Origin of the sequence: Candidatus Njordibacter sp. Uisw_039 (genome assembly GCF_047730075.1) — a bacterium.
Lineage (GTDB): Bacteria > Pseudomonadota > Gammaproteobacteria > Pseudomonadales > Balneatricaceae > Njordibacter.
Genome location: NZ_CP159831.1, coordinates 421,158 through 441,599 on the forward strand (window position 1 = coordinate 421,158; position 20,442 = coordinate 441,599).

Sequence of the window (20,442 nt, forward strand, 5' to 3'; positions counted from 1 at the left end):
TGTGGCATTTATGGTGTCATGGATGTCTACCACAGACCGTTTATGCAGTCCCATAGAAACCCATGTAATTGTGTCATTTTAACTTGCACTGAGGTGGTACCTAAGGTCATAGTTACCCATTGGTCGCTGAGGCCAATTTCTTTTCCGCAATCATGGTGCTTTTAACAATGCAGAATAAGTTGATCATAGACCCAAAGCAGGACCTAATTTTAGCCAATGAAGTGGCTCATGCTCTGATGGATAAGGGCCTCTCAATGGCCACTGCCGAGTCATGCACGGGTGGCGCCATTGGCGCCTTGCTGACCTCTCTTTCAGGCAGCTCAAGATGGTTTAATGGTGGTGTGATTAGTTACAGTAACCATTTAAAAATACATTTGCTGGGCGTGAACTCCCAAACCATTGATGTTCAAGGGGCCGTGAGCAAAGAAGTAGTTGAGGCGATGGCGGTAGGGGGTTGCAAAGCCATGGCGGTCGATATTTGTGTGGCGGTGAGTGGGGTCGCAGGACCGGATGGCGGTACCACTGAAAAACCTGTGGGCAGTGTATGGATAGCTTGGTGCGGACCTGAGCAAAAGTTAACGAGTCGGTTATATCATTTAGATGGTGGGCGAAAAGAAATCCAAAGTGCCGCCGTGCGAATGGCATTGAAGGGTGTTGTCAATCAATGTTGACATCTCTTGCTTACGACCACACAAGCACCAACCCTTAGGGGTATCGTCATTCATAATGTGAGAGTAGATGAGGGTAAGTTGAGCCCAGATCATAATACATTAGATGATTTAAAGTAGGGGGTGCAGGGTACAAAAAACAGTGGACCGTTTTAATCAATACACCTATCAAGCCGATCCAATCATTAACATCAAAACAAGCTTTTAGACAAATTATGAATTAAGCCTTGCACTTTTTCTCAGGTATGGTTTAATACTGTACATACAAACAGGTACTGTATGTAATTACAGTACCTTGAAAAGACCAAAGGCATAGGCTCTAAGCCAAAAAATAAGGTGAACCCCATGGATGCAAACAAACAAAAAGCCCTCGAAGCAGCGCTAGGCCAAATCGAACGCCAATTTGGTAAGGGCGCAGTGATGCGTATGGGTGATCAACCCAGAGAAGCTATGCCGTCCGTATCCACAGGTTCCCTTGGCCTAGATATTGCGTTAGGTATAGGTGGATTACCATTTGGGCGTATTTGCGAAATTTATGGCCCTGAATCCTCTGGCAAAACTACCCTTACGTTACAGGTGATTGCAGAAGCCCAAAAAATTGGTAAGACCTGCGCTTTTGTTGATGCTGAGCACGCATTAGATCCAAGCTATGCAGAAAAACTGGGAGTTAACGTTGACGACTTATTGGTCAGTCAGCCAGACACGGGTGAACAAGCCCTTGAAATTACCGATATGCTAGTGCGTTCAAATGCCGTTGATGTAATCATTATTGATTCTGTGGCTGCGTTGACACCTAAGGCAGAAATTGAAGGTGAAATGGGCGATCATCATGTAGGACTTCAGGCTCGTTTATTGTCCCAAGCCATGCGTAAAATCACAGGCAACATCAAAAATGCTAACTGTTTGGTTATATTCATTAATCAAATCCGCATGAAAATCGGCGTGATGTTTGGCAGTCCAGAAACCACCACCGGCGGCAACGCATTAAAGTTTTATTCTTCTGTGCGCTTGGACATTCGTCGTATTGGCGCGGTAAAAAATGGCGATGAGATTGTAGGCAACGAAACTCGAGTTAAAGTTGTCAAAAACAAAGTAGCGTCGCCTTTTAAACAAGCAGAATTCCAAATCATATATGGTAAGGGCATTTACCGTATGGGTGAAATTATTGATCTAGGAGTTAAACAAGAATTGGTGGACAAGGCTGGTGCCTGGTATGCCTATAAGGGCGATAAGATTGGTCAAGGTAAAGCCAATGCTGCGCAATATTTATTAGATCACCCTGAGATCGGTGAAGAGATTGAATTACAAATTAGAGAAGCTCTTTTGAGCATTCCTAAGCCCAAAGAAGTGGCTGACGATGTGGTAACGCCACTGACGTTTTAAATTGCCGAGTTAAGTTTTTAGGTTATGGAAAAGAGGGTTGTGCTAACGGGTGTGGAAAAACAAATTTCATCTTTGCGCCATAAAGCCATCGGTTTATTGGCACGACGTGAGCAATCCCGTGATGAGCTCCAGAGAAAACTTTACCTTAAGGCGGTAGAAAAGGGCTGGAATGTTGATTTAGAGTTTCTACTCGATGAACTTGAGCGGCAAGGTTTGCAATCAGACCTGCGCTTTTCAGAAGTGCTGGTTCGGTCGAAAGCAAACGCAGGGTTTGGTCCATCACGCCTCTATCAATGGGGTGTTCAATACGGCTTGGACCGCAATTTAGTGCACCAACAAATGCTGGAACAGCAATTTGACTGGCGCAAAAATGCGCTGCAACAAAAGCGTAAGCATTGTGGTTGGGCTGTGGCAACCAGCCCTCAAGACAGGGCTAAACAAGCTCGATATTTGTATCAGCGTGGTTTTGCTCAAGAGCATATTTATTACGCCTTAGATGCGCAACTGGACGAGCGCCCGTGAGTCTGGTCATTTATTCTAAAAAATGTTTAATAATCAGCTAATTTAGAATGTAAATTGCCTGCAATGGTCGAAAGCCATTAGTGGTTCAGTATATACTTACGCTTTTGTGTTAACAGCGAGACTGACCATGAAAATCGCGGCTATCCGTCAGGCATTCCTTAATTATTATGAACAATTAGGACACGAAATTGTGCCTAGTAGTTCTCTAGTTCCTGGCAATGATGCCACCTTGTTATTTACCAATGCGGGTATGGTTCAGTTCAAAGACGTTTTTCTAGGTGATGAAGAACGTTCCTATAAACGTGCCGTTACGTCTCAGCGTTGTGTGCGTGCTGGTGGTAAGCACAATGATTTAGAGAACGTCGGTTACACCGCTCGTCACCATACATTCTTTGAGATGCTTGGCAACTTCAGCTTTGGCGATTATTTTAAGCAAGATGCGATAAAGTTTGCCTGGAACTTTTTAACCGTTGAGCTCGGCCTGCCAGAAGAAAAATTATGGATTACGGTACACCATAGTGACGCGGAAGCGGAAAAAATTTGGTTTGAGGAAATCGGCATCAATCAGCAACGGTTTTCGCGGCTAGACGAAGACAACTTCTGGTCTATGGGCGACACTGGTCCTTGCGGTCCTTGTTCTGAAATATTCTATGATCATGGGGAAGGAATTTGGGGTGGCCCTCCAGGTACGCCAGAAGAAGATGGTGACCGTTATATAGAGATTTGGAATATGGTGTTCATGCAATACAACCGCGATATCAGTGGCCAAATGGCGCCTTTACCAAAACAATCGATTGACACTGGTATGGGGTTGGAGCGCATTGCAGCGATTCTGCAAAACGTGCACTCAAACTACGAAATTGACTTGTTTCAACACCTACTAAAGGCTACTGCCAGAGTGTTAGGCACAGAGGACTTAGAAAACAAGTCTTTACGTGTTATTGCTGACCACATTCGATCAGTATCGTTTTTGATTTTGGATGGGGTGATGCCATCCAATGAAGGTCGCGGCTATGTTCTGCGTCGTATCATGCGTCGTGCAATTCGACATGGTAATAAGCTGGGAGCGCAGGGGAGTTTCTTTAACCAACTGGTTGCTCCTCTTGTTACGGAAATGGGCGAAGCATATCCGGATCTTGCACTAGCACAAACCACTATTGAAAAAGTCATTGTCAAAGAAGAGCTTCAATTTGTTAAAACCTTGGATCAAGGGATGCGTATTCTTGAGCAAGACTTAAGTAAGCTAAGGGGTAATGTGATTTCAGGCGAAACCATTTTTAAATTATATGATACCTATGGTTTTCCTGCAGATCTTACGGGAGACATTGCTCGTGAAAAAAACTTAGAAATGGACATCGAGGGCTTTGAAGATGCAATGGAGCAGCAACGATTACGTGCTCGCTCAGCAAGCAGCTTTGGTGTTGACTATAGTCACAAGTTAGAACTAACAGGCCAAACTAATTTCAAAGGATACGACAATCTAACTCACACTGGCAAGGTTGTGGCATTAATTGTCGACGGCGAACTAAACGACAGTGTAAGCCAGGTGGGTAAACTTCAGTTAGTTTTGGATAGCACATCTTTTTATGCTGAATCAGGTGGCCAGACCGGAGACCATGGTGTTATCGAGTGGCAGGGCGGTTGTATTGAAGTGACTGATACGCTCAAACAAGGTCAACATTTCGTTCACCATGGTGAACTGATTGCCGGTGAGCTAAGTGTAGGCGATGAGGTGAAAACCCGTGTAGATACTGTTTTGCGGGCCGATTCCGCAAAAAATCATTCAGCTACCCATATACTCCATGAGGCTATGCGTCGAGTATTAGGTGACCATGTGACTCAAAAAGGTTCTTTAGTGGACCCCGAACGTTTAAGGTTTGACTTCTCTCACTCAGAGCCTGTTACTGCGGCGCAGTTGGTTATTATCGAATCAATGGTTAACCAGGAGATTCGCCACAATACCCCTGTTACAGTTGAAACTATGGCCATTGATGATGCTAAAGCAGCTGGTGCTATGGCGTTATTTGGAGAAAAATACGGTGATGATGTTCGTGTGGTCACAATGGGAACAGTAGGCACTGTTGGAGAAACTCATATAAAACAGACACCCAATGTGTTTTCCTTGGAACTCTGTGGCGGAACCCACGTTGAGCGAACGGGTGATATTGGTGCCTTTATTATCACCTCTGAATCAGGAGTTGCTGCGGGCGTCCGACGTGTAGAAGCGCTAACGGGTGCTGCAGCGAGTCAATGGTTGGCTTCAACTGGTAAAATTCTGGCAGCAGTTTCTGGCCTGGTTAGAGCGAGCCGTGAACAGGTTGCGGATAAGGTGCAGAGCTTAATTGAAAAAAATCGGCAGTTAGAGCGTGAACTAGACCAGCTTAAAGTCAAGATGGCGGCATCCCAAGGTACTGATTTGATTTCTCAGGCCCAAGATATCAACGGCATAAAGGTACTGATTAGTCGGCTTGAGGGCGTAGAACCAAAATCCTTGCGCGATGCTATGGATCAGTTACGCAATAAGCTTGGGTCTGGTGTGGTAATGCTAGCAGTCACAGAAGGTGAAAAAGCCAGCATCGTAGCGGGTGTTACACAAGACCTTACTAGCAGGGTAAAGGCTGGAGATTTAATCCGCCACACAGCGTCTAGCATGTCAGGTAAAGGCGGCGGTCGTCCAGACATGGCTCAAGGCGGTGGTCAAGCAGACCAACTACCTGAAGCTTTAAAAAGCGCTCAGGTCTGGTTGCAAGAATTATTAGGCTAGCATAAGGTTGTTACCCTTAAACGCAAGCTAAAGTAGCGAAATACATAGATAGCGATTAGGAAATTAACATGGCGTTGTACGTACAAAAATTTGGTGGAACTTCTGTTGGTTCAGTAGAGCGTATCCAGCAAGTAGCAGATAAGGTGAAAGGTTTTAGAGATAAAGGCCATGATATCGTGGTGGTTGTATCCGCAATGAGTGGAGAAACTAATCGCCTAATCGGCATGGCTAATGAACTACAGGATAAACCCTTACCTCGTGAAATGGATGTCCTGGTATCAACTGGCGAACAGGTCACTATAGCATTGCTGTGTATGGCTTTGGCTGAAAAAGATTGCCCTGCGCGCTCATATACAGGCGGCCAGGTTAAAATACAGACAGACTCATCGTATACCAAAGCCCGTATTCAAAATATTGACGTAGACAATATGCGTAGTGATTTGAACAAAGGGCGTGTGGTAGTGGTAGCAGGGTTCCAGGGAGTCGACGACGAAGGTAACATCACTACCCTTGGTCGTGGCGGTTCAGATACTACTGGCGTAGCGCTGGCGGCGGCGCTTAAAGCCGATGAATGCCAAATATACACTGATGTGGATGGCGTTTATACCACCGATCCAAGAGTCGTAGACAATGCCCAACGCATTACAGAAATTACCTTTGAAGAAATGTTGGAAATGGCCAGTTTGGGCTCAAAGGTATTACAAATACGTGCTGTTGAATTTGCCGGCAAATATAATGTTCCCCTTCGTGTACTGCATAGTTTTCACGAAGGTCCGGGAACACTGATTACAACTGAGAGTGAAGATACCATGGAACAACCTGTTATTTCTGGGATAGCATTTAACCGCGATGAAGCCAAGCTTACTATTACTGGCGTACCAGATGTGCCAGGAGTTGCCTCTAAGATTTTGGGCCCCATCAGTGATGCCAATGTAGAAGTAGATATGATCTTGCAAAACGTTAGTGCTGAGGGTCTTACGGACTTCACTTTCACCGTTCATCGTAATGATTATGATCAAGCCCTAAGTATCTTAAAAGGCATAGCAAAAAGCCTTAATGCAACGGATGCCATTGGCAGTGAAAAAATTGTAAAAGTCTCCATTGTTGGAGTGGGTATGCGTTCTCACGCTGGTGTTGCAAGCCGTATGTTCGAGAGTCTTGCAAAAGAAAACATTAACATCCAAATGATATCGACCTCAGAAATAAAGATTTCTGTGGTTATTGACGAAAAATACCTGGAGCTTGCTGTACGCGCCTTACACTCAACTTTTGAGATGGATAAGCCTCGAACAGTTGAAGATTAGTACATTTACACTTATGATTATTGGGTAAGGATGGCATTGGTGTAGGTCAGTGTTTTACTTATATCGCTACAAAGCAAGTTGTGTAGGAATAATTAAGGTGTTCGAAAACCAACTGTGGTTGGTTTATCGGCCCAATAAGAAGGAGCTTTAATGTGTTAATTTTGACTCGACGTGTTGGTGAAACTCTAATGGTTGGTGATGAAGTCACAGTCACCGTATTGGGTGTAAAAGGTAACCAAGTTCGTATTGGTGTAAATGCTCCTCGTGATGTTGCAGTTCATCGCGAAGAAATTTACCAACGTATTCAAGACGAAAAAGCCTCTGATACAGGATCCTCTGTCGAAGAATAGTTTCCTTACCACTCAAGCTGAACATCAGGTGGTTGTGCTCTCGCAACACACCAAACCTGGATGTTTAAGGGACCATCCCAAGCGTTAATCAAACTGTTGCTTAACGCTTGGGCCGTGGCCCCTGTTGTCATGACATCATCTACTATGGCAATATTATTGATCTTCTGGTCAACACCAGCTTGTGATACCTGAAAAATTCCTGTCATTTGGTTTAACCGTTGCCGACGAGATTGGCCTTGTTGAGGTGCTTGATACGCACTGCGTTGACATAACCTTGTATTAATCCTTAACTTCAATGACTGACTCAGTCCAGTGGCAATAAATTGTGCTTGGTTGAACCCTCTTTGTCTTAACCTGCGCCTATGTAGTGGCACGGGGATTAGTAGATCAGGAGTAATAGTTTGGTGTTGCGACATTATTTCGAAAACGGTTTGGCTAAGGCAGGATGTTAACAGACGTCCAGCGGCGAAATTACGCTGATGTTTGAATTGATTAATTAAACCTTTAATAGGAACAAGATAATCAAAAGCGCACACCGTTTTGCTGTAAAGAGGTGGTTCTTGGATACAGCTGACACATACCTGAGCACTATCTAAGCCATTAGATTCGATATACTCAGCACACCTGTTGCAGGCATTTTTAGTCCATGGAATATCAATAAGGCATGGGCCACACAAGTTGTCGTGGTGGTGGGGGTGTGCGCCGCAAAGCATGCATGGTGGTTGAATAGCACCTCTAAGCTGGTTTATAATTGACCACATGTAAACCTCATTGAGTGAATTGGTTGACTAAAAATGTTGACCTTTTAATATGTGCTGAACTTTAAAGCTGGATATTCCATGACATCAACCACTGCTGTAACGTCTTCTATCAACACAGAGACTAAGTTTAGTCCACATTTCGATAATGGCCAGCGACATAATTGGGGTGTAGATGAAATTACTCAGTTATTCGCCCTACCGCTGAACGACCTTCTATTTAAGGCACAAGCTATTCACCGTGACCACTTTGATCCTAATGAAGTACAGGTGAGTACTCTGCTTTCGATAAAGACTGGTGCCTGTCCTGAAGACTGTAAGTATTGTCCGCAAAGTGTCCACAACGATACGGGTTTAGAAGTTGAACGATTAATGAAGGTGAAAGAAGTCATCGAAGAGGCTGCGGCGGCAAAAGCAGCAGGGGCCAGCCGTTTTTGCATGGGTGCAGCTTGGAAAAACCCTCGTGCTAAAGACATGCCTTACGTTTTGGAGATGGTTAAGGAAGTGAAGGCTATGGGTCTTGAAACCTGTATGACCTTAGGCATGTTGGCACCGGATCAAGCGCAGAAATTGGCTGAAGCAGGTTTGGATTACTACAACCATAACCTTGATACGTCGCCAGAATTTTATGGATCAATTATCACAACTAGAACCTACCAAGATCGCCTAGATACTTTAACCAATGTGCGTGATGTAGGAATGAAAGTCTGTGCCGGTGGCATCGTGGGTATGGGAGAAAACCTGCGTGACCGTGTGGGTCTGTTACAGCAATTAGTCAACATGCCCCAGCACCCAGAAAGTGTGCCTATCAATATGCTGGTCAAAGTTGAGGGCACTCCCCTCGATCAAGTCGAAGACCTTGAGCCCTTTGATTTTATCCGCACCATAGCAGTAGCCCGTATATTAATGCCCCAATCCCACGTGCGATTGTCTGCTGGCCGGGAACAAATGAACGAGCAAATGCAAGCCATGTGTTTCTTTGCCGGAGCCAATTCAATTTTCTATGGAGAGCGCTTGCTCACTACCGAAAACCCAGCTGCAGAAAAAGATAGAGCGCTATTTGTGAAGTTAGGTATTCGCCCAGAAAAGCGCCAAGATGTTTCCGACGAAGCCCATCGAGGTGCAATTGAGCAGGCTATTGAGAACGCAAAGTCGGAGCAAATGTTTGTTGATGCTAGTCTCTAATGCACAGTTTAGAACACACACTAGGCGCTGAACTCAATCAGTGCCGTCTCGATCACCTTTACCGCAGCCGAAATTCACATACAGGGCCACAAACCCCAGAGCTCAAGGTAAATGGTCAAGTGTTGTTGGCTTTTTGTAGTAATGATTATTTAGGCTTAGCAAATCACCCTCAACTGATTAGTGCGGCACAGAAAGCATGTGCAGACTATGGGTTAGGTAGTGGAGCCTCACATCTGGTGGTGGGGCATACAGACCTTCATCATGAGCTAGAAGAAACCTTAGCCAAAGTTACCCAGCGCCCAAGAGCGTTATTGTTCTCAAGTGGGTATATGGCCAATATTGGGGTGATGAATAGCCTATTAGACCGCCAAGACGCGGTCTATCAAGATCGCCTGAATCATGCTTCACTACTGGATGGTGGGCTGTTGAGCGCAGCCAAGTTCCAGCGTTATCGCCACAAGGATACGCTCGACTTACAGCGTCAATTAAGCAAGACTCAAGCTCGGCGGCATTTGGTTGCCACGGATGCCGTATTTAGTATGGATGGTGATAGTGCACCGCTAAAATCCCTCAGCAAGCTTTGTAATGAACAACAAGCATGGTTGATGATCGACGATGCCCATGGTTTTGGTGTGCTTGGTCCTAACGGTGGTGGTAGCGCACTAGCACAAGGCTTAACCACTTTTGAGTGCCCGATTTATATGGCAACCCTAGGTAAGGCTCTAGGTAGCTATGGCGCTTTTGTAGCAGGTAGTGACGAATTGATCGAAAGTCTAATTCAATTCTCCCGCAATTATATTTACACCACTGCCGTGCCTCCCGCCATAGCTGCAGCAAGTCTTGCCGCTGTAAAGTTGTTAATGGATGAGGCTTGGCGGCAACAACACCTTGATCACTTGATTGATGTATTTAAAAAGCAGGCAAAAGACTTAGCGTTACCATTGATGCCGAGTGATACTGCAATTCAGCCACTTATGGTGGGTTCATCTGCTGTGGCGCTGCAGTTGAGTCACGCACTTAAAGAAATGGGCTTGTTGGTCACAGCTATTCGCCCCCCAACGGTCCCTAAAAATACTGCTCGATTAAGAATTACCTTGTCTGCTGCTCATACGGAAAGTCATCTGCAGCAGCTATTACAGGCATTAGCTCAGGTGCAACAGCAAGGCTTGTTAGCTTCGGTGGATGACTAAATGGCGCATGCAATTATTTATCCTTTAGACGTTAAATTGAACACACACAAACCAACCCTGGTATTGCTTCATGGCTGGGGTTATGACAACACCTGTTGGCCTAAAGAGATGCTGCAACGGCTGAGGTCTAACTATGATTTAATTCTATTAGATTTGCCCGGACATGGGCAAGACACCTATGTGGCAGATGAACGTAACAGTATAGAACAACTTGATGAGTGGATTGCCGCTACCAAACGACTTTTACCCAGCCAGTATAACTTAATGGGTTGGTCCTTAGGCGCGCAAATAGCCATTCGAATGGCCCATAATGATAGTCGTGTACAGCGCATAATGTTAATGGCTGTTAATCCTAAATTTATCATTTGTGATGATTGGCCAGCAGCAATGTCAAGGGATCTGTTGATGCAGTTTAAAAAAGGCTATCAGACACTGGCAAATAAAACCTTGCTTCGATTTGCCAGCCTACAGGCACAGGGTTCATCCAACCCCAAGGTGCTGGCGGCCCAAATGATCCGACTAATGCCTGTGCAAGCTAAAAAAGCCTTTGGCCTTACGTTATTGCAAGAACTGGACGAGCGGGCACATTTTTGCCAAATTTCTCAACCTTGTTGTCTTCAACTGGCTGAGGATGACGAATTGGTCCCATGTGCATGGGTTAATCAATTAGAATTACCCAACAATGTGCAGGTTAATTATGTAGCAGGTGGCCATGGCTACTTTCTTGGAGAGGACGGTATCGACAGCACGATGGCCCGTTTTTTTCATGTTGGGGTGGTCAAGTGATGCCTAACTCGAAGTTTTTACCCGATGTGCAGCAAGTGGCTCAAGCCTTTAACCAAGCAGCAAAAACCTATGATCAGGTTGCAGGCTTACAACGACTTGCAGCCGATCAGCTATTAAACAAAGGCGCCGGCCTTCACTTTGGCACAGTGTTAGATATTGGTAGCGGCACGGGCTACGTTAGTGCCCAGTTAGCAGATATTGCAGCAGTCACTAAAGTGACTGGGTTAGATATTGCTGAAGGCATGCTTGCCTATGCCCAATCCCGACACCATAGCAGCAAGCTAAACTGGCAGTTAGGTGATGCACAACAATTACCACATGCTTTGTTAGATAGTGCTAAGGCCTATAATTTCGTGATCTCTTCCTTAGCCATCCAGTGGTGTAAAGATCTTAATGCAGTGTTTTCTGGCGTGGCTAACTGTCTTACTCAAGATGGTTTTTTTCATTGTGCTACCCTTGGCCCCCAAACCTTACATCAACTTAAATGGGCGTGGGCCCAAGTAGATGACTATCAACACGTTAATGACTTTGTGGCGTTAGATACTCTTCGCGATACGCTCGAAAACCACTTTGCAGAAGTGGACATTGAGTGTGAGATGATTGAACTTAAATATCTTTCCGTACAGCAGCTCACAAAGGATTTAAAACAACTCGGCGCCAGCAATCACAACCCCAAGGCGGCTCAAGGGCTTATGGGTGTCGGGCGTTTGCGTAAGATGGTGCAAGCCTACGAATCCTTGCGTGATGATGAGGGCCAGTTGCCTGTCACTTACGAAGTTTACTATATAAAGGCTAAAACCAAGCTGGGTACATGAGGCAGATGAAAAAGCGTTACTTTATAGCGGGTACAGACACTGATGCTGGAAAAACTATGGTGGCTTGTGCTTTGTTAGCAAAAGCCCGCGGCCAGGGTCTGACTACGGCAGCTGTTAAACCAGTGGCAGCTGGGTGTATCGATACCAAAGATGGTTTAAGAAATGATGACGCTGAGCAATTGTTGGCTCAGTGCACCTTACCTTTGTATTACGAGCAGGTGAATCCTGTGGCTTTCATGGCACCTATCGCGCCCCATATTGCTGCTCAACAACAGGGCCAGCGTATGCAGGTAGGTCGTCTGGCAGGCTTCACCAGTGGCGTGTTAATGCAAGGCGCAAATCTCACTCTTGTGGAAGGCGCTGGTGGGTGGCGGGTGCCAGTGAATGAACGTGAAACCTTGGCGGATCTTGCTATAGCCCTCTCTATACCAGTGGTCTTAGTTGTAGGCATGCGTTTGGGCTGTATTAACCATACGTTACTAACAGTAGAGGCAATTACTAGAGACGGATTAGAACTTGCTGGTTGGGTAGCCAACTGTATCGATCCTCAGATGGACGAACTGGACGCTAATGTTACCACCTTGCAGCATCGCATTCAGGCTCCTATGTTAGGTTTGGTGCCTAATTTTTCTGAGATTAATGTAGCCTCTCAACGGGTTGAAGCTTGTCAAGCTTATTTAGACCTTGAAACTCTGCTTAAATAACACCTTAATACGCTGACCAGATAGCATGCTGGCAGTCTTTTTTATTTGCCTAATTTTAATGACTATAAAGTCTCGGAATTGACGTGAGGCTATTAAACAGAGTATTTTTCAAACAGTTGTTTGAAAAATACTATCAAGCTATAAAACAATGGAGTCATCATGCCTAATTACCGAGCCCCGCGTCGTGACATTCAATTCGTAATGCACGAAGTTTTAGCTATGGCTGATCACTATCAAACCTTGCCCGGTGGAGAAGACATTGATGCAGAAATGATTGATGCAATTCTTGAAGAGGCTGCTAAGTTTTCTGAAAATGTACTCGCGCCAATCAATGCCGCTGGTGATGAACAAGGGTGCAGCTGGAATGATGGTGAGGTAACTACGCCTTCCGGATTTAAAGAAGCTTATGCTCAATTTGTAGAGGGTGGTTGGCCTTCAATTTCCCACAGCACAGATTTAGGTGGCCAAGGCTTGCCAGAATCTTTAGGCACTATGATTAATGAACTAAGTGGCACGGCTAACTGGTCTTGGAGCATGTATCCTGGGCTAAGCCACGGCGCTATGAACACCATAGAGGCCCATGGTACCGAAGAGCAGAAGCGGCAATATTTATTGCCATTGGTTGAAGGCCGCTGGACCGGTACTATGTGTTTGACTGAATCACATTGTGGAACAGACTTAGGCTTGTTACGCACGAAAGCAGAATCTCAAGCAGATGGCAGCTACGCCATTACCGGCACCAAAATCTTTATATCTGCTGGTGAACACGACATGGTGGATAACATTGTGCATATTGTACTCGCCCGTCTACCAGATGCACCTCAAGGCACCAAGGGTATTTCATTGTTTATCGTACCTAAATTCGACGTTAATAAAGATGGCAGCCTTGGTGACCGCAACCAAGTTAAGTGTGGCTCTTTAGAACATAAAATGGGCATCCATGGGAATGCCACCTGTGTGATGAACTTTGATGGCGCTACAGGCTACCTTATTGGCCCAGCTAACAAAGGTTTAAATTGCATGTTCACCTTTATGAATACCGCCCGAATAGGTACCGCGGCACAAGGGTTATGTTCAGCTGAAGGTGCGTTTCAAGGCGCTTTAGAATACACCAAAGAGCGCTTACAAATGCGTTCCCTTACTGGACCAATAGCGCCAGAAAAGCCTGCAGACCCAATCATTGTGCATCCAGATGTACGTAGAATGCTGTTAACAGCCAAATCTTTTGCGGAAGGCGGACGTATGTTGGTTTATTACCTGTCACAGTTAAATGACACAATTAAGCGCAATGCCAACAGTGATGGGGCGAAAGAAGCCGAGATACTACTGTCATTGCTAACTCCTATCGCCAAGGCTTTTATGACCGAAACCGGTTTAGAGTCTGCCAACTTAGGGATGCAGTGTTTTGGTGGCCATGGTTATATCCGCGAGCACGGCATGGAACAAATTGTTCGTGATGCACGAATTTCTACCATCTACGAAGGCACCACGGGCATTCAAGCCCTAGACCTACTAGGACGCAAAGTGCTGATGACCCAAGGTGAAAGCCTCAAAGCCTTTACCAAGAAAATTCATCAGTTCTGTAAGGCAGAAGCTGAAAATGAAGCTATGGCTGAATTTATCAAACCACTTATCGCAGCTAACAAAGAATGGGGCGAACTCACTGTGAAAGTTGGTATGGCAGCCGTAAAAGATCGTAATGAAGTAGGCGCAGCCTCGGTAGATTACTTAATGTACTCAGGTTATGTCACTCAAGCATACTTTTTTGCCAGAGCAGCAAAGGTAGCGCAAGATGCTTTGGTTGGAGACACTTCTGAAGCAGATTTCTACAACGCCAAACTATTTACCGCACGCTTCTTCTTTGTGCGTTTATTGCCTCGTATTCAAGCTCATGCGACAACCATGCTAGCAGGTGCGGACACTTTGCAAGGTTTAGATGAAGAACACTTTAGGTTCTAGTGTTATCTGCTACAAGCAACAAAAAAGCCGGCATATAAACAGTTTTTTTACACAGCTATAAACGATTAACCAAAACCACGATAAATAAATTCACCCCAAACATAAATAAAGAACAGAACTGATACACATACAGCAGCGGTATACATTCTCTTCCAGCCACCGTTCTTGGGGTAGCTGCTTGGCGGTGATTTAGTCGAGCTCATGGGTTGCTTCTCGTGCCTATTATTGTGATTTTGGGAGCTTATTTACTGCCGCCAGTTTAAGCAATCTATGGGCAGCTGAAAAGCAAGCATATAGTTACTGAAGCTGCTTGAAGTGAGTAATTAATGATAGAATTGCGCTTATATTATATCAGTCTAATTGGAATCCTATTTTGTATCAATTTATTGCTGGCTTGCCAAAAGTGGAACTGCACTTGCACATTGAAGGCAGCTTAGAACCTGAACTAATGTTTGAGCTAGCGCAGCGGAATAATATAGACATTCCCTTTGCTAACCCGGATGAAGTTCGTGCAGCGTATGATTTTTCTAACTTGCAGTCGTTTTTGGATATCTATTATCAGGGAGCACAGGTCCTAGTTACTGAACGGGATTTTTATGATTTAACCTGGGCCTATATGCTACGTTGCAAAGCCGATAATGTGCTTCATGCAGAGTTGTTTTTTGATCCACAAACCCATACCGCTAGAGGTATCGGTTTTGACACAGTTATGAAAGGCCTCACTAAAGCGTTGGCCAAGGCTGAGGCGGAATTGGGTATTAGCAGTCAGCTTATTCTGTGTTTTTTACGGCACTTAGATGAACTAAGTGCCTTTGATACTCTTCAACAAGCCCAGTTGTGGAAAGAAAAAATTGTTGCTGTAGGTCTAGACTCCTCAGAAGTGGGCCACCCGCCAGAAAAGTTTGCCAGAGTATTTGCTGCTGCCCGTGAACAAGGTTACCTTACGGTTGCCCATGCTGGAGAAGAAGGGCCATCAAGCAATATCATAGATGCTTTAGATATCCTCCAAGTGAGCCGTATTGATCATGGTGTGCGTTGTGTTGACGACCCTCAATTGGTAGCTAGGCTAGTTGAGCAAAAGGTGCATTTAACCATCTGTCCGTTATCGAATACCAAGCTAAAAGTTTTTGACTCTATGGATCAGCACAATATCGTTGATTTGCTGCGCCAAGGCGTTAGTGTGGGTATTAATGCTGATGATCCAGCTTATTTTGGTGGTTATATGAACGACAATTTCAATGCTGTAGCCTCCGCTCACACCTTAAGTCATAAAGAATTAGCTAACTTTACATACAATGCTATTGATGCGAGTTTTTGTAGTGTGGGACGCAAGTACGAACTACATCAACAGCTGCAAGCTTATGTGGACAACCAATAAACCATGAGGAATATAAAACTTCTGGTCACTGGCCCATCTAGCCAAGTCGGTTCTGCCCTTTGCGCAAGGGCATTGGGCGCAGGAATGTCTGTGGTTTGGTTTGACGACAGTACACTCACTAGCTTGCAACTGGAACCTATTCAAGCGGCTATTTCAAGTTACGAGCCGGATTATGTGGTGAATACGGTAAGTGATTCTGTGGTGGATGTGGCTCAAGACAATCCGCACAAAAGCCACGTTGCCAATCATGATGTAGCCATAGTGTTAGCTCAGGCCTGTCATGGCTTAGATCTGCCATTATTGCACCTATCGACTGATTACGTGTTTGATGGTGAGCAGCGAGTGCCTTACAAAGAAGACGCTTATACGGCCCCAGTGAATTGTTTCGGCGAGGCCAAGCTTGCTGCAGAGCAAGCGATCAAGCAACACTGTCCCAAACACATTATTGTTCGTGTGGGTTGGATATTCAGCGCCCAAGGTAATAATTTTGTATTAAGAACCCTGCGGCAATTGCAAGAGCATCATTATGTAAAAGCTGTTTCGGACCAACAGGGATGCCCTACTTATGCCAACGATGTGGCTCGCGTACTTATTGCAATAATTGAACAGTTAGAATGTGATATTAATGTTTGGGGTGCCTATCATTACAGTGGCGCTGAAGTAACTACTTGGAAAGGTTTTGCTGAAGCCATACTTGCTGCAGCAAAAAAACATGGTGTTACCCAAGCTCAAACCATTAATGCTGTGACTAGTCTTGAGTGGCCGGCAAACGCGCCTCGGCCCGCCTACAGCGTGCTGGACTGTAGTAAAATCCTGTCCACTTTTGGTATCCGTCAGAGACCCTGGCGCTCTGGGCTTGTTAAGGTAATCGATCAGGTGTTTAGGGCTGCAGAATAAATTAATAATCCTTCCTAACAGCCCCCAACCACGACTAAAATCCGGAGTAATCGAAAAAGATTTGTGGCTAAGTTAGAAGAGATGGGCAAGGGCGGGTATAATGTCTCGTAATTAAATTTTGAAGCGGCCATTCAGTGTGGCCAAGAGTGAACCTATGCAACATCAGCTAATAGACGATTTTGGACGCCAAGTCGATTACGTGCGTATTTCCGTTACCGACCGCTGTGACTTTCGGTGTGTTTATTGTATGGCAGAAGAAATGACTTTTTTGCCTCGCGAAAGCATTATGAGTATCGAAGAAATTGAGCTTGTTGCCCGTGCGTTTGTGGAGTTGGGGGTGAACCGAATCCGTTTAACGGGAGGAGAGCCGCTAGTTCGTAGAGGTTTGGTCGATAATTTACATAAAATAGGCCGCATTGAGGGACTAGATGAACTGCTGATCACCACCAATGGTTCTCAATTAGTGCGTTATGCCAAAGCCCTTAAAGATGCGGGCGTAAAACGCTTAAATGTAAGTCTAGACTCTTTAGATGAAGCCAAGTTTAAAGTAATGACGCGCACTGGAAAATTGCCACAGGTTTTGCAGGGTATTAATGCGGCTATTGAAGAAGGTTTTGAGCGGATAAAAATTAATGCGGTGGTGATGCGCGGTAGTAACGATGATGAAGTGCTCGACTTGGTTGAGTTTGCTCGAGATAAAGGTATTGATATTGCATTTATCGAGGAAATGCCTCTAGGTATAATCGAAAGTCATGATCGCGCCATTACTTATTGTTCCAGTGACGACGTGCGTGAAATCATAGAACAACGTTACCCATTAATTCATCACCCTCAAAAAACTGCAGGACCATCACGCTACTACAGTATGCCAAATCATGACACTCGGATTGGTTTTATCTCTCCCCATAGCCATAACTTTTGTGGTGACTGTAACCGTGTAAGGGTGACTGTAGAGGGGCGTTTGTTGTTATGTTTAGGCAATGAACACAGCGTCGATCTTATGCCAATACTGCGTGGCCAGCCTGGGCAAGTAGCACCTTTAAAACAAGCCATTATTGCATCTATGGCACTGAAACCTGAAAAACACTATTTTGATTTGCACGAGAAGCCGCAAATCCTCCGATTTATGAACGCCACTGGCGGATAATAAGAATTACATAAACATGACCAACAACATTGATCCGTTTCATGATATTAGACCCTATAACGACGAAGAAGTTAGGCCGGTAATAGATGCACTTGTGAATAACAAAGAGCTGCTGGATGTATTGGGGCGCTTTAAATTTCCTCGTTTAAAAGCACTTTTGGGCCCTGCTTTAAATCCTCTCATCCAATGGGCGCTCAAGCGAGAATTTAGGCACGTTACAGATGTGGCTTCATGGCAAAAGATGATAGCCAAATATATGGGGAAAATGCTTAGGCGTACCGTGTCGAAATTAACCTATAGTGGACTGGATAAACTACAACCAGGTAGAGGTTATTTGTTTATCTCTAACCACCGAGATATCACTATGGACCCGGCCTTGGTGAGTTATGGTTTAGATCAACAAGGTTTGGAAACAGCTCGTGTAGCTATTGGTGATAATCTTTTGCAAAAACCTTATGTAAGCGACATTATGCGCTTAAATAAAAGTTTTGTGGTTAAGCGCTCCGCAATTGGAGTGCGTGAAAAAGTGAAAGCCTATATGGATTTGTCGACTTATATCGATCATTCTGTACATGCGGGACACAATATTTGGATCGCTCAGCGAGAAGGCCGTGCCAAAGATGGGATTGACGCGACTGATGCCGCAGTGATGAAAATGCTCTATATGAGTAAGAAGAAATCAGGCCAAAGTTACGCAGACTATATTAACAGTTTGCACATAGTACCCGTGTCTATTGCCTATGAATTTGACCCTTGCGACAAAGCTAAAGCTTGTGAATTGGAAGCTTTGGCGAGCAGTGGTGAATACGTTAAAGCTAAATTTGAAGATATGAAAAGCATTGTTAAGGGCATTGTGGGTTATAAAGGTAAAGTTCATGTTGTCTTCGGTGAACCCTTGGAAGGTCAGTTTAATACGCCAGAAGAAATTTCCATCGCCATAGATTCAAGTATTGCTAAGAACTACCAATTGCATGGCACTAACATGGCAGCTCATGCAATGACTATGGGAAAACCCCATCCATCTATAGATGCCTTGCAACAGCGCTTTGCAGATCTTACGGTCAAGCAAAAAGAATATGCACTAGCTATGTATGTCAATCCAGTGTTGCGCCAACAACAATTTAATGCCGCAGTAGCAGGCTAAGGATAACCCCACTTTATGTCACAATTGACTCATTTAGACAGCCAAGGTCATGCTCACATGGTAGATGTATCTGAAAAAGACATCACCACCCGTGTGGCTCGGGCCGAAGCCTTTGTGGAAATGTTGCCAACAACCTTGGCATTAATTACCCATGGGAAACATAAAAAAGGCGATGTGTTGGCCGTGGCGCGTATAGCGGGTATTCAAGCAGCAAAAAAGTGCAGTGACTTAATTCCCCTGTGTCATCCTCTTATGTTATCTAAGGTCAGTGTAGAGTTGACGCCAGAACTGGAACTGAATCGTGTTCGCATTGATACCATGTGCAAGCTTAATGGCCGCACAGGTGTAGAAATGGAAGCCTTGTGTGCAGCTTCTACTGCAGCTCTAACGCTCTATGATATGTGTAAAGCCGTTGACCGTGGTATGACAATTACTGGATTACGAGTGATGGAAAAACAAGGTGGTAAAAGTGGCCATTGGGTGGCGGATGCCTCAGTGGTAGGTAATGCATGATTAAGGTGCTTTTTTTTGGACAGCTTAAAGAACAGCTTGGCGTTGCTGGTACTGAGGTCTCTATAGAGTTTAATGTGACAGTGTCACAGTTGCTGGAGGGTATGATACAAACCCACCCCCATTGGGCTCACGATCTTAACAATGAAACCTTACTAGTTGCAGTAGATCAAATCATGGCTAAGGCAGAGACGGTGGTGTCAAGATCTTCAGAAGTGGCATTTTTCCCACCAGTAACGGGAGGCTAAACGTATTTTATTTATTAGAGCGGTACTCTTTTATATCGGTTTAGGCGTTATTTCCATTGTTGCTTCAACACTGTTGGTGGTTACTTCCCCTCTTGTAAAGCGGCGTCTTAGATTTAAGTTTGTTGGTTATTGCAATCGCTGCGTACTGCAGTGGATGAATATAACGTGTGGTGTGAGTTTTGACATAAAAGGCTTAGACAATATACCTAAAGATCAGCCCTTGGTTGTGGCGTGCAACCACCAGAGTGATTGGGAAACATTTTATCTTTTGACCATGGGTTTGCCGGTAAGTACGGTACTGAAGCGTGAACTGTTATACATTCCATTTTTTGGCTGGGCTTTAGCTATGCTTAACCCCATTGCCATAGATCGTAAACGCAAAACCAATGCACTGAAACAGCTTTCCCAGCAGGGTTGTGAGCGTTTGAATGCAGGTATTTCTGTGGTTATTTTCCCTGAAGGCACGCGCTGTCCTCCGGGACGATTAGGCTCCTGCACCAAAGGGGCTGCCATGTTGGCTCACCAAGCTGGCGTGCCAATACTGCCTATCGTGCAAAATAGTGGGCGCTTGTCTACACCGCGCAAATGGCTGAAGCAGGCTGGTAAAGTTGAAGTGAGAATTGGCCAGCCAATTAGCCCTGATGCACCTACAAAAGAGATGCACGAACAGATGGTTGGTTGGATGACAGAGAATTTAGCAGAGATTTCTTAGTTAATAGATTCAGTGTTT

21 protein-coding genes are annotated in these 20,442 nt (G+C 44.9%); 19 read left to right on the forward strand and 2 right to left on the reverse strand.

Annotation, left to right across the window (positions count from 1 at the left end; all coding sequences use genetic code 11):
• Positions 1 to 167 precede the first annotated feature (167 nt).
• From ABXT70_RS01985 to csrA, 6 genes are all read left to right on the forward strand, one after another.
• Positions 168 to 671, forward strand: coding sequence for a CinA family protein (locus ABXT70_RS01985; RefSeq protein WP_443641511.1), 504 nt, complete (start codon positions 168 to 170; stop codon positions 669 to 671).
• A gap of 342 nt (positions 672 to 1,013) precedes the next feature.
• Entirely contained in the window at positions 1,014 to 2,051 is a 1,038-nt protein-coding gene (recA, locus tag ABXT70_RS01990) for a recombinase RecA (protein ID WP_443641512.1), read from the forward strand.
• Between the two features lie 24 nt (positions 2,052 to 2,075).
• Entirely contained in the window at positions 2,076 to 2,573 is a 498-nt protein-coding gene (locus ABXT70_RS01995) for a regulatory protein RecX (protein ID WP_443641513.1), read from the forward strand.
• Positions 2,574 to 2,700: 127 nt separating this feature from the next.
• Positions 2,701 to 5,337, forward strand: a complete 2,637-nt coding sequence (gene alaS, locus ABXT70_RS02000) for an alanine--tRNA ligase (RefSeq protein WP_443641514.1) — start codon at positions 2,701 to 2,703, stop codon at positions 5,335 to 5,337.
• 68 nt (positions 5,338 to 5,405) lie between these two features.
• Positions 5,406 to 6,641 (forward strand): aspartate kinase, encoded by a 1,236-nt coding sequence (locus ABXT70_RS02005; RefSeq protein WP_443641515.1) that lies wholly within the window; start codon positions 5,406 to 5,408, stop codon positions 6,639 to 6,641.
• A gap of 152 nt (positions 6,642 to 6,793) precedes the next feature.
• Positions 6,794 to 6,991 (forward strand): carbon storage regulator CsrA, encoded by a 198-nt coding sequence (csrA, locus tag ABXT70_RS02010; protein WP_443641516.1) that lies wholly within the window; start codon positions 6,794 to 6,796, stop codon positions 6,989 to 6,991.
• 5 nt (positions 6,992 to 6,996) lie between these two features.
• On the opposite strand, the gene ABXT70_RS02015 is transcribed toward csrA, so the two are convergent.
• Positions 6,997 to 7,752 carry a ComF family protein gene (locus ABXT70_RS02015; protein ID WP_443641517.1) on the reverse strand — a complete coding sequence of 252 codons (756 nt, stop codon included), beginning with the start codon at positions 7,750 to 7,752 and terminating at the stop codon, positions 6,997 to 6,999.
• Positions 7,753 to 7,830: 78 nt separating this feature from the next.
• Here ABXT70_RS02015 and bioB point away from each other — a divergent pair, with 78 nt between their 5' ends.
• The 6 genes from bioB (at position 7,831) to ABXT70_RS02045 (ending at position 14,388) form a co-directional block, all read left to right on the forward strand.
• Positions 7,831 to 8,934 carry a biotin synthase BioB gene (bioB, locus tag ABXT70_RS02020; protein WP_443641518.1) on the forward strand — a complete coding sequence of 368 codons (1,104 nt, stop codon included), beginning with the start codon at positions 7,831 to 7,833 and terminating at the stop codon, positions 8,932 to 8,934.
• Positions 8,934 to 10,124, forward strand: coding sequence for an 8-amino-7-oxononanoate synthase (gene bioF, locus ABXT70_RS02025; RefSeq protein ID WP_443641519.1), 1,191 nt, complete (start codon positions 8,934 to 8,936; stop codon positions 10,122 to 10,124). Before bioB ends, bioF begins: the two co-directional genes overlap by 1 nt.
• A complete protein-coding gene (locus ABXT70_RS02030; protein WP_443641520.1) occupies positions 10,125 to 10,910 on the forward strand; it encodes an alpha/beta fold hydrolase in 786 nt (261 codons plus the stop codon).
• Positions 10,910 to 11,725 (forward strand): malonyl-ACP O-methyltransferase BioC, encoded by an 816-nt coding sequence (gene bioC, locus ABXT70_RS02035; protein WP_443641521.1) that lies wholly within the window; start codon positions 10,910 to 10,912, stop codon positions 11,723 to 11,725. Before ABXT70_RS02030 ends, bioC begins: the two co-directional genes overlap by 1 nt.
• The gene (gene bioD, locus ABXT70_RS02040; protein WP_443641522.1) at positions 11,722 to 12,429 is read left to right on the forward strand and encodes a dethiobiotin synthase; all 708 of its coding nucleotides are present in this window, start codon (positions 11,722 to 11,724) and stop codon (positions 12,427 to 12,429) included. Before bioC ends, bioD begins: the two co-directional genes overlap by 4 nt.
• Positions 12,430 to 12,588: 159 nt before the next feature.
• Positions 12,589 to 14,388 carry an acyl-CoA dehydrogenase C-terminal domain-containing protein gene (locus ABXT70_RS02045; protein ID WP_443641523.1) on the forward strand — a complete coding sequence of 600 codons (1,800 nt, stop codon included), beginning with the start codon at positions 12,589 to 12,591 and terminating at the stop codon, positions 14,386 to 14,388.
• 65 nt (positions 14,389 to 14,453) lie between these two features.
• Here the strand turns inward: ABXT70_RS02045 and ABXT70_RS02050 are convergent, their stop codons facing one another.
• On the reverse strand, positions 14,454 to 14,591 hold the full coding sequence (locus ABXT70_RS02050; protein ID WP_443641524.1) for a hypothetical protein: 138 nt from the start codon (positions 14,589 to 14,591) through the stop codon (positions 14,454 to 14,456).
• Between the two features lie 170 nt (positions 14,592 to 14,761).
• Between ABXT70_RS02050 and ABXT70_RS02055 the strand changes: the two genes are divergently transcribed.
• From ABXT70_RS02055 to ABXT70_RS02085, 7 genes are all read left to right on the forward strand, one after another.
• A complete protein-coding gene (locus ABXT70_RS02055) occupies positions 14,762 to 15,766 on the forward strand; it encodes an adenosine deaminase (RefSeq protein ID WP_443641525.1) in 1,005 nt (334 codons plus the stop codon).
• A gap of 3 nt (positions 15,767 to 15,769) precedes the next feature.
• Positions 15,770 to 16,663 (forward strand): dTDP-4-dehydrorhamnose reductase, encoded by an 894-nt coding sequence (gene rfbD, locus ABXT70_RS02060; protein ID WP_443641526.1) that lies wholly within the window; start codon positions 15,770 to 15,772, stop codon positions 16,661 to 16,663.
• A 154-nt stretch (positions 16,664 to 16,817) separates the two neighbouring features.
• A complete protein-coding gene (gene moaA, locus ABXT70_RS02065; protein WP_443641527.1) occupies positions 16,818 to 17,810 on the forward strand; it encodes a GTP 3',8-cyclase MoaA in 993 nt (330 codons plus the stop codon).
• A 16-nt stretch (positions 17,811 to 17,826) separates the two neighbouring features.
• Positions 17,827 to 18,954, forward strand: a complete 1,128-nt coding sequence (locus ABXT70_RS02070) for a 1-acyl-sn-glycerol-3-phosphate acyltransferase (RefSeq protein WP_443641528.1) — start codon at positions 17,827 to 17,829, stop codon at positions 18,952 to 18,954.
• A 15-nt stretch (positions 18,955 to 18,969) separates the two neighbouring features.
• A complete protein-coding gene (gene moaC, locus ABXT70_RS02075) occupies positions 18,970 to 19,467 on the forward strand; it encodes a cyclic pyranopterin monophosphate synthase MoaC (protein ID WP_443641529.1) in 498 nt (165 codons plus the stop codon).
• On the forward strand, positions 19,464 to 19,712 hold the full coding sequence (gene moaD / locus ABXT70_RS02080; RefSeq protein ID WP_443641530.1) for a molybdopterin converting factor subunit 1: 249 nt from the start codon (positions 19,464 to 19,466) through the stop codon (positions 19,710 to 19,712). The genes moaC and moaD overlap by 4 nt, the downstream gene beginning before the upstream one ends.
• A gap of 172 nt (positions 19,713 to 19,884) precedes the next feature.
• Positions 19,885 to 20,424, forward strand: coding sequence for a lysophospholipid acyltransferase family protein (locus ABXT70_RS02085; protein WP_443641531.1), 540 nt, complete (start codon positions 19,885 to 19,887; stop codon positions 20,422 to 20,424).
• The last annotated feature ends 18 nt before the right edge of the window (positions 20,425 to 20,442 follow it).

What these genes read in the sequence shown, in the direction of transcription:
- ABXT70_RS02070 (WP_443641528.1), top strand. Translation starts at nt 17,827, where the DNA reads ATGACCAACAACATTGATCCGTTTCATGATATTAGACCCTATAACGAC.
- ABXT70_RS02045 (WP_443641523.1), top strand. Translation starts at nt 12,589, where the DNA reads ATGCCTAATTACCGAGCCCCGCGTCGTGACATTCAATTCGTAATGCAC.
- moaC (WP_443641529.1), top strand. Translation starts at nt 18,970, where the DNA reads ATGTCACAATTGACTCATTTAGACAGCCAAGGTCATGCTCACATGGTA.
- bioD (WP_443641522.1), top strand. Translation starts at nt 11,722, where the DNA reads ATGAGGCAGATGAAAAAGCGTTACTTTATAGCGGGTACAGACACTGAT.
- ABXT70_RS02050 (WP_443641524.1), bottom strand. Translation starts at nt 14,591, where the DNA reads ATGAGCTCGACTAAATCACCGCCAAGCAGCTACCCCAAGAACGGTGGC.
- ABXT70_RS02015 (WP_443641517.1), bottom strand. Translation starts at nt 7,752, where the DNA reads ATGTGGTCAATTATAAACCAGCTTAGAGGTGCTATTCAACCACCATGC.
- ABXT70_RS02005 (WP_443641515.1), top strand. Translation starts at nt 5,406, where the DNA reads ATGGCGTTGTACGTACAAAAATTTGGTGGAACTTCTGTTGGTTCAGTA.
- recA (WP_443641512.1), top strand. Translation starts at nt 1,014, where the DNA reads ATGGATGCAAACAAACAAAAAGCCCTCGAAGCAGCGCTAGGCCAAATC.
- ABXT70_RS01995 (WP_443641513.1), top strand. Translation starts at nt 2,076, where the DNA reads ATGGAAAAGAGGGTTGTGCTAACGGGTGTGGAAAAACAAATTTCATCT.
- moaD (WP_443641530.1), top strand. Translation starts at nt 19,464, where the DNA reads ATGATTAAGGTGCTTTTTTTTGGACAGCTTAAAGAACAGCTTGGCGTT.
- ABXT70_RS02030 (WP_443641520.1), top strand. Translation starts at nt 10,125, where the DNA reads ATGGCGCATGCAATTATTTATCCTTTAGACGTTAAATTGAACACACAC.
- moaA (WP_443641527.1), top strand. Translation starts at nt 16,818, where the DNA reads ATGCAACATCAGCTAATAGACGATTTTGGACGCCAAGTCGATTACGTG.
- ABXT70_RS01985 (WP_443641511.1), top strand. Translation starts at nt 168, where the DNA reads ATGCAGAATAAGTTGATCATAGACCCAAAGCAGGACCTAATTTTAGCC.
- bioC (WP_443641521.1), top strand. Translation starts at nt 10,910, where the DNA reads ATGCCTAACTCGAAGTTTTTACCCGATGTGCAGCAAGTGGCTCAAGCC.
- bioF (WP_443641519.1), top strand. Translation starts at nt 8,934, where the DNA reads ATGCACAGTTTAGAACACACACTAGGCGCTGAACTCAATCAGTGCCGT.
- bioB (WP_443641518.1), top strand. Translation starts at nt 7,831, where the DNA reads ATGACATCAACCACTGCTGTAACGTCTTCTATCAACACAGAGACTAAG.
- alaS (WP_443641514.1), top strand. Translation starts at nt 2,701, where the DNA reads ATGAAAATCGCGGCTATCCGTCAGGCATTCCTTAATTATTATGAACAA.
- rfbD (WP_443641526.1), top strand. Translation starts at nt 15,770, where the DNA reads ATGAGGAATATAAAACTTCTGGTCACTGGCCCATCTAGCCAAGTCGGT.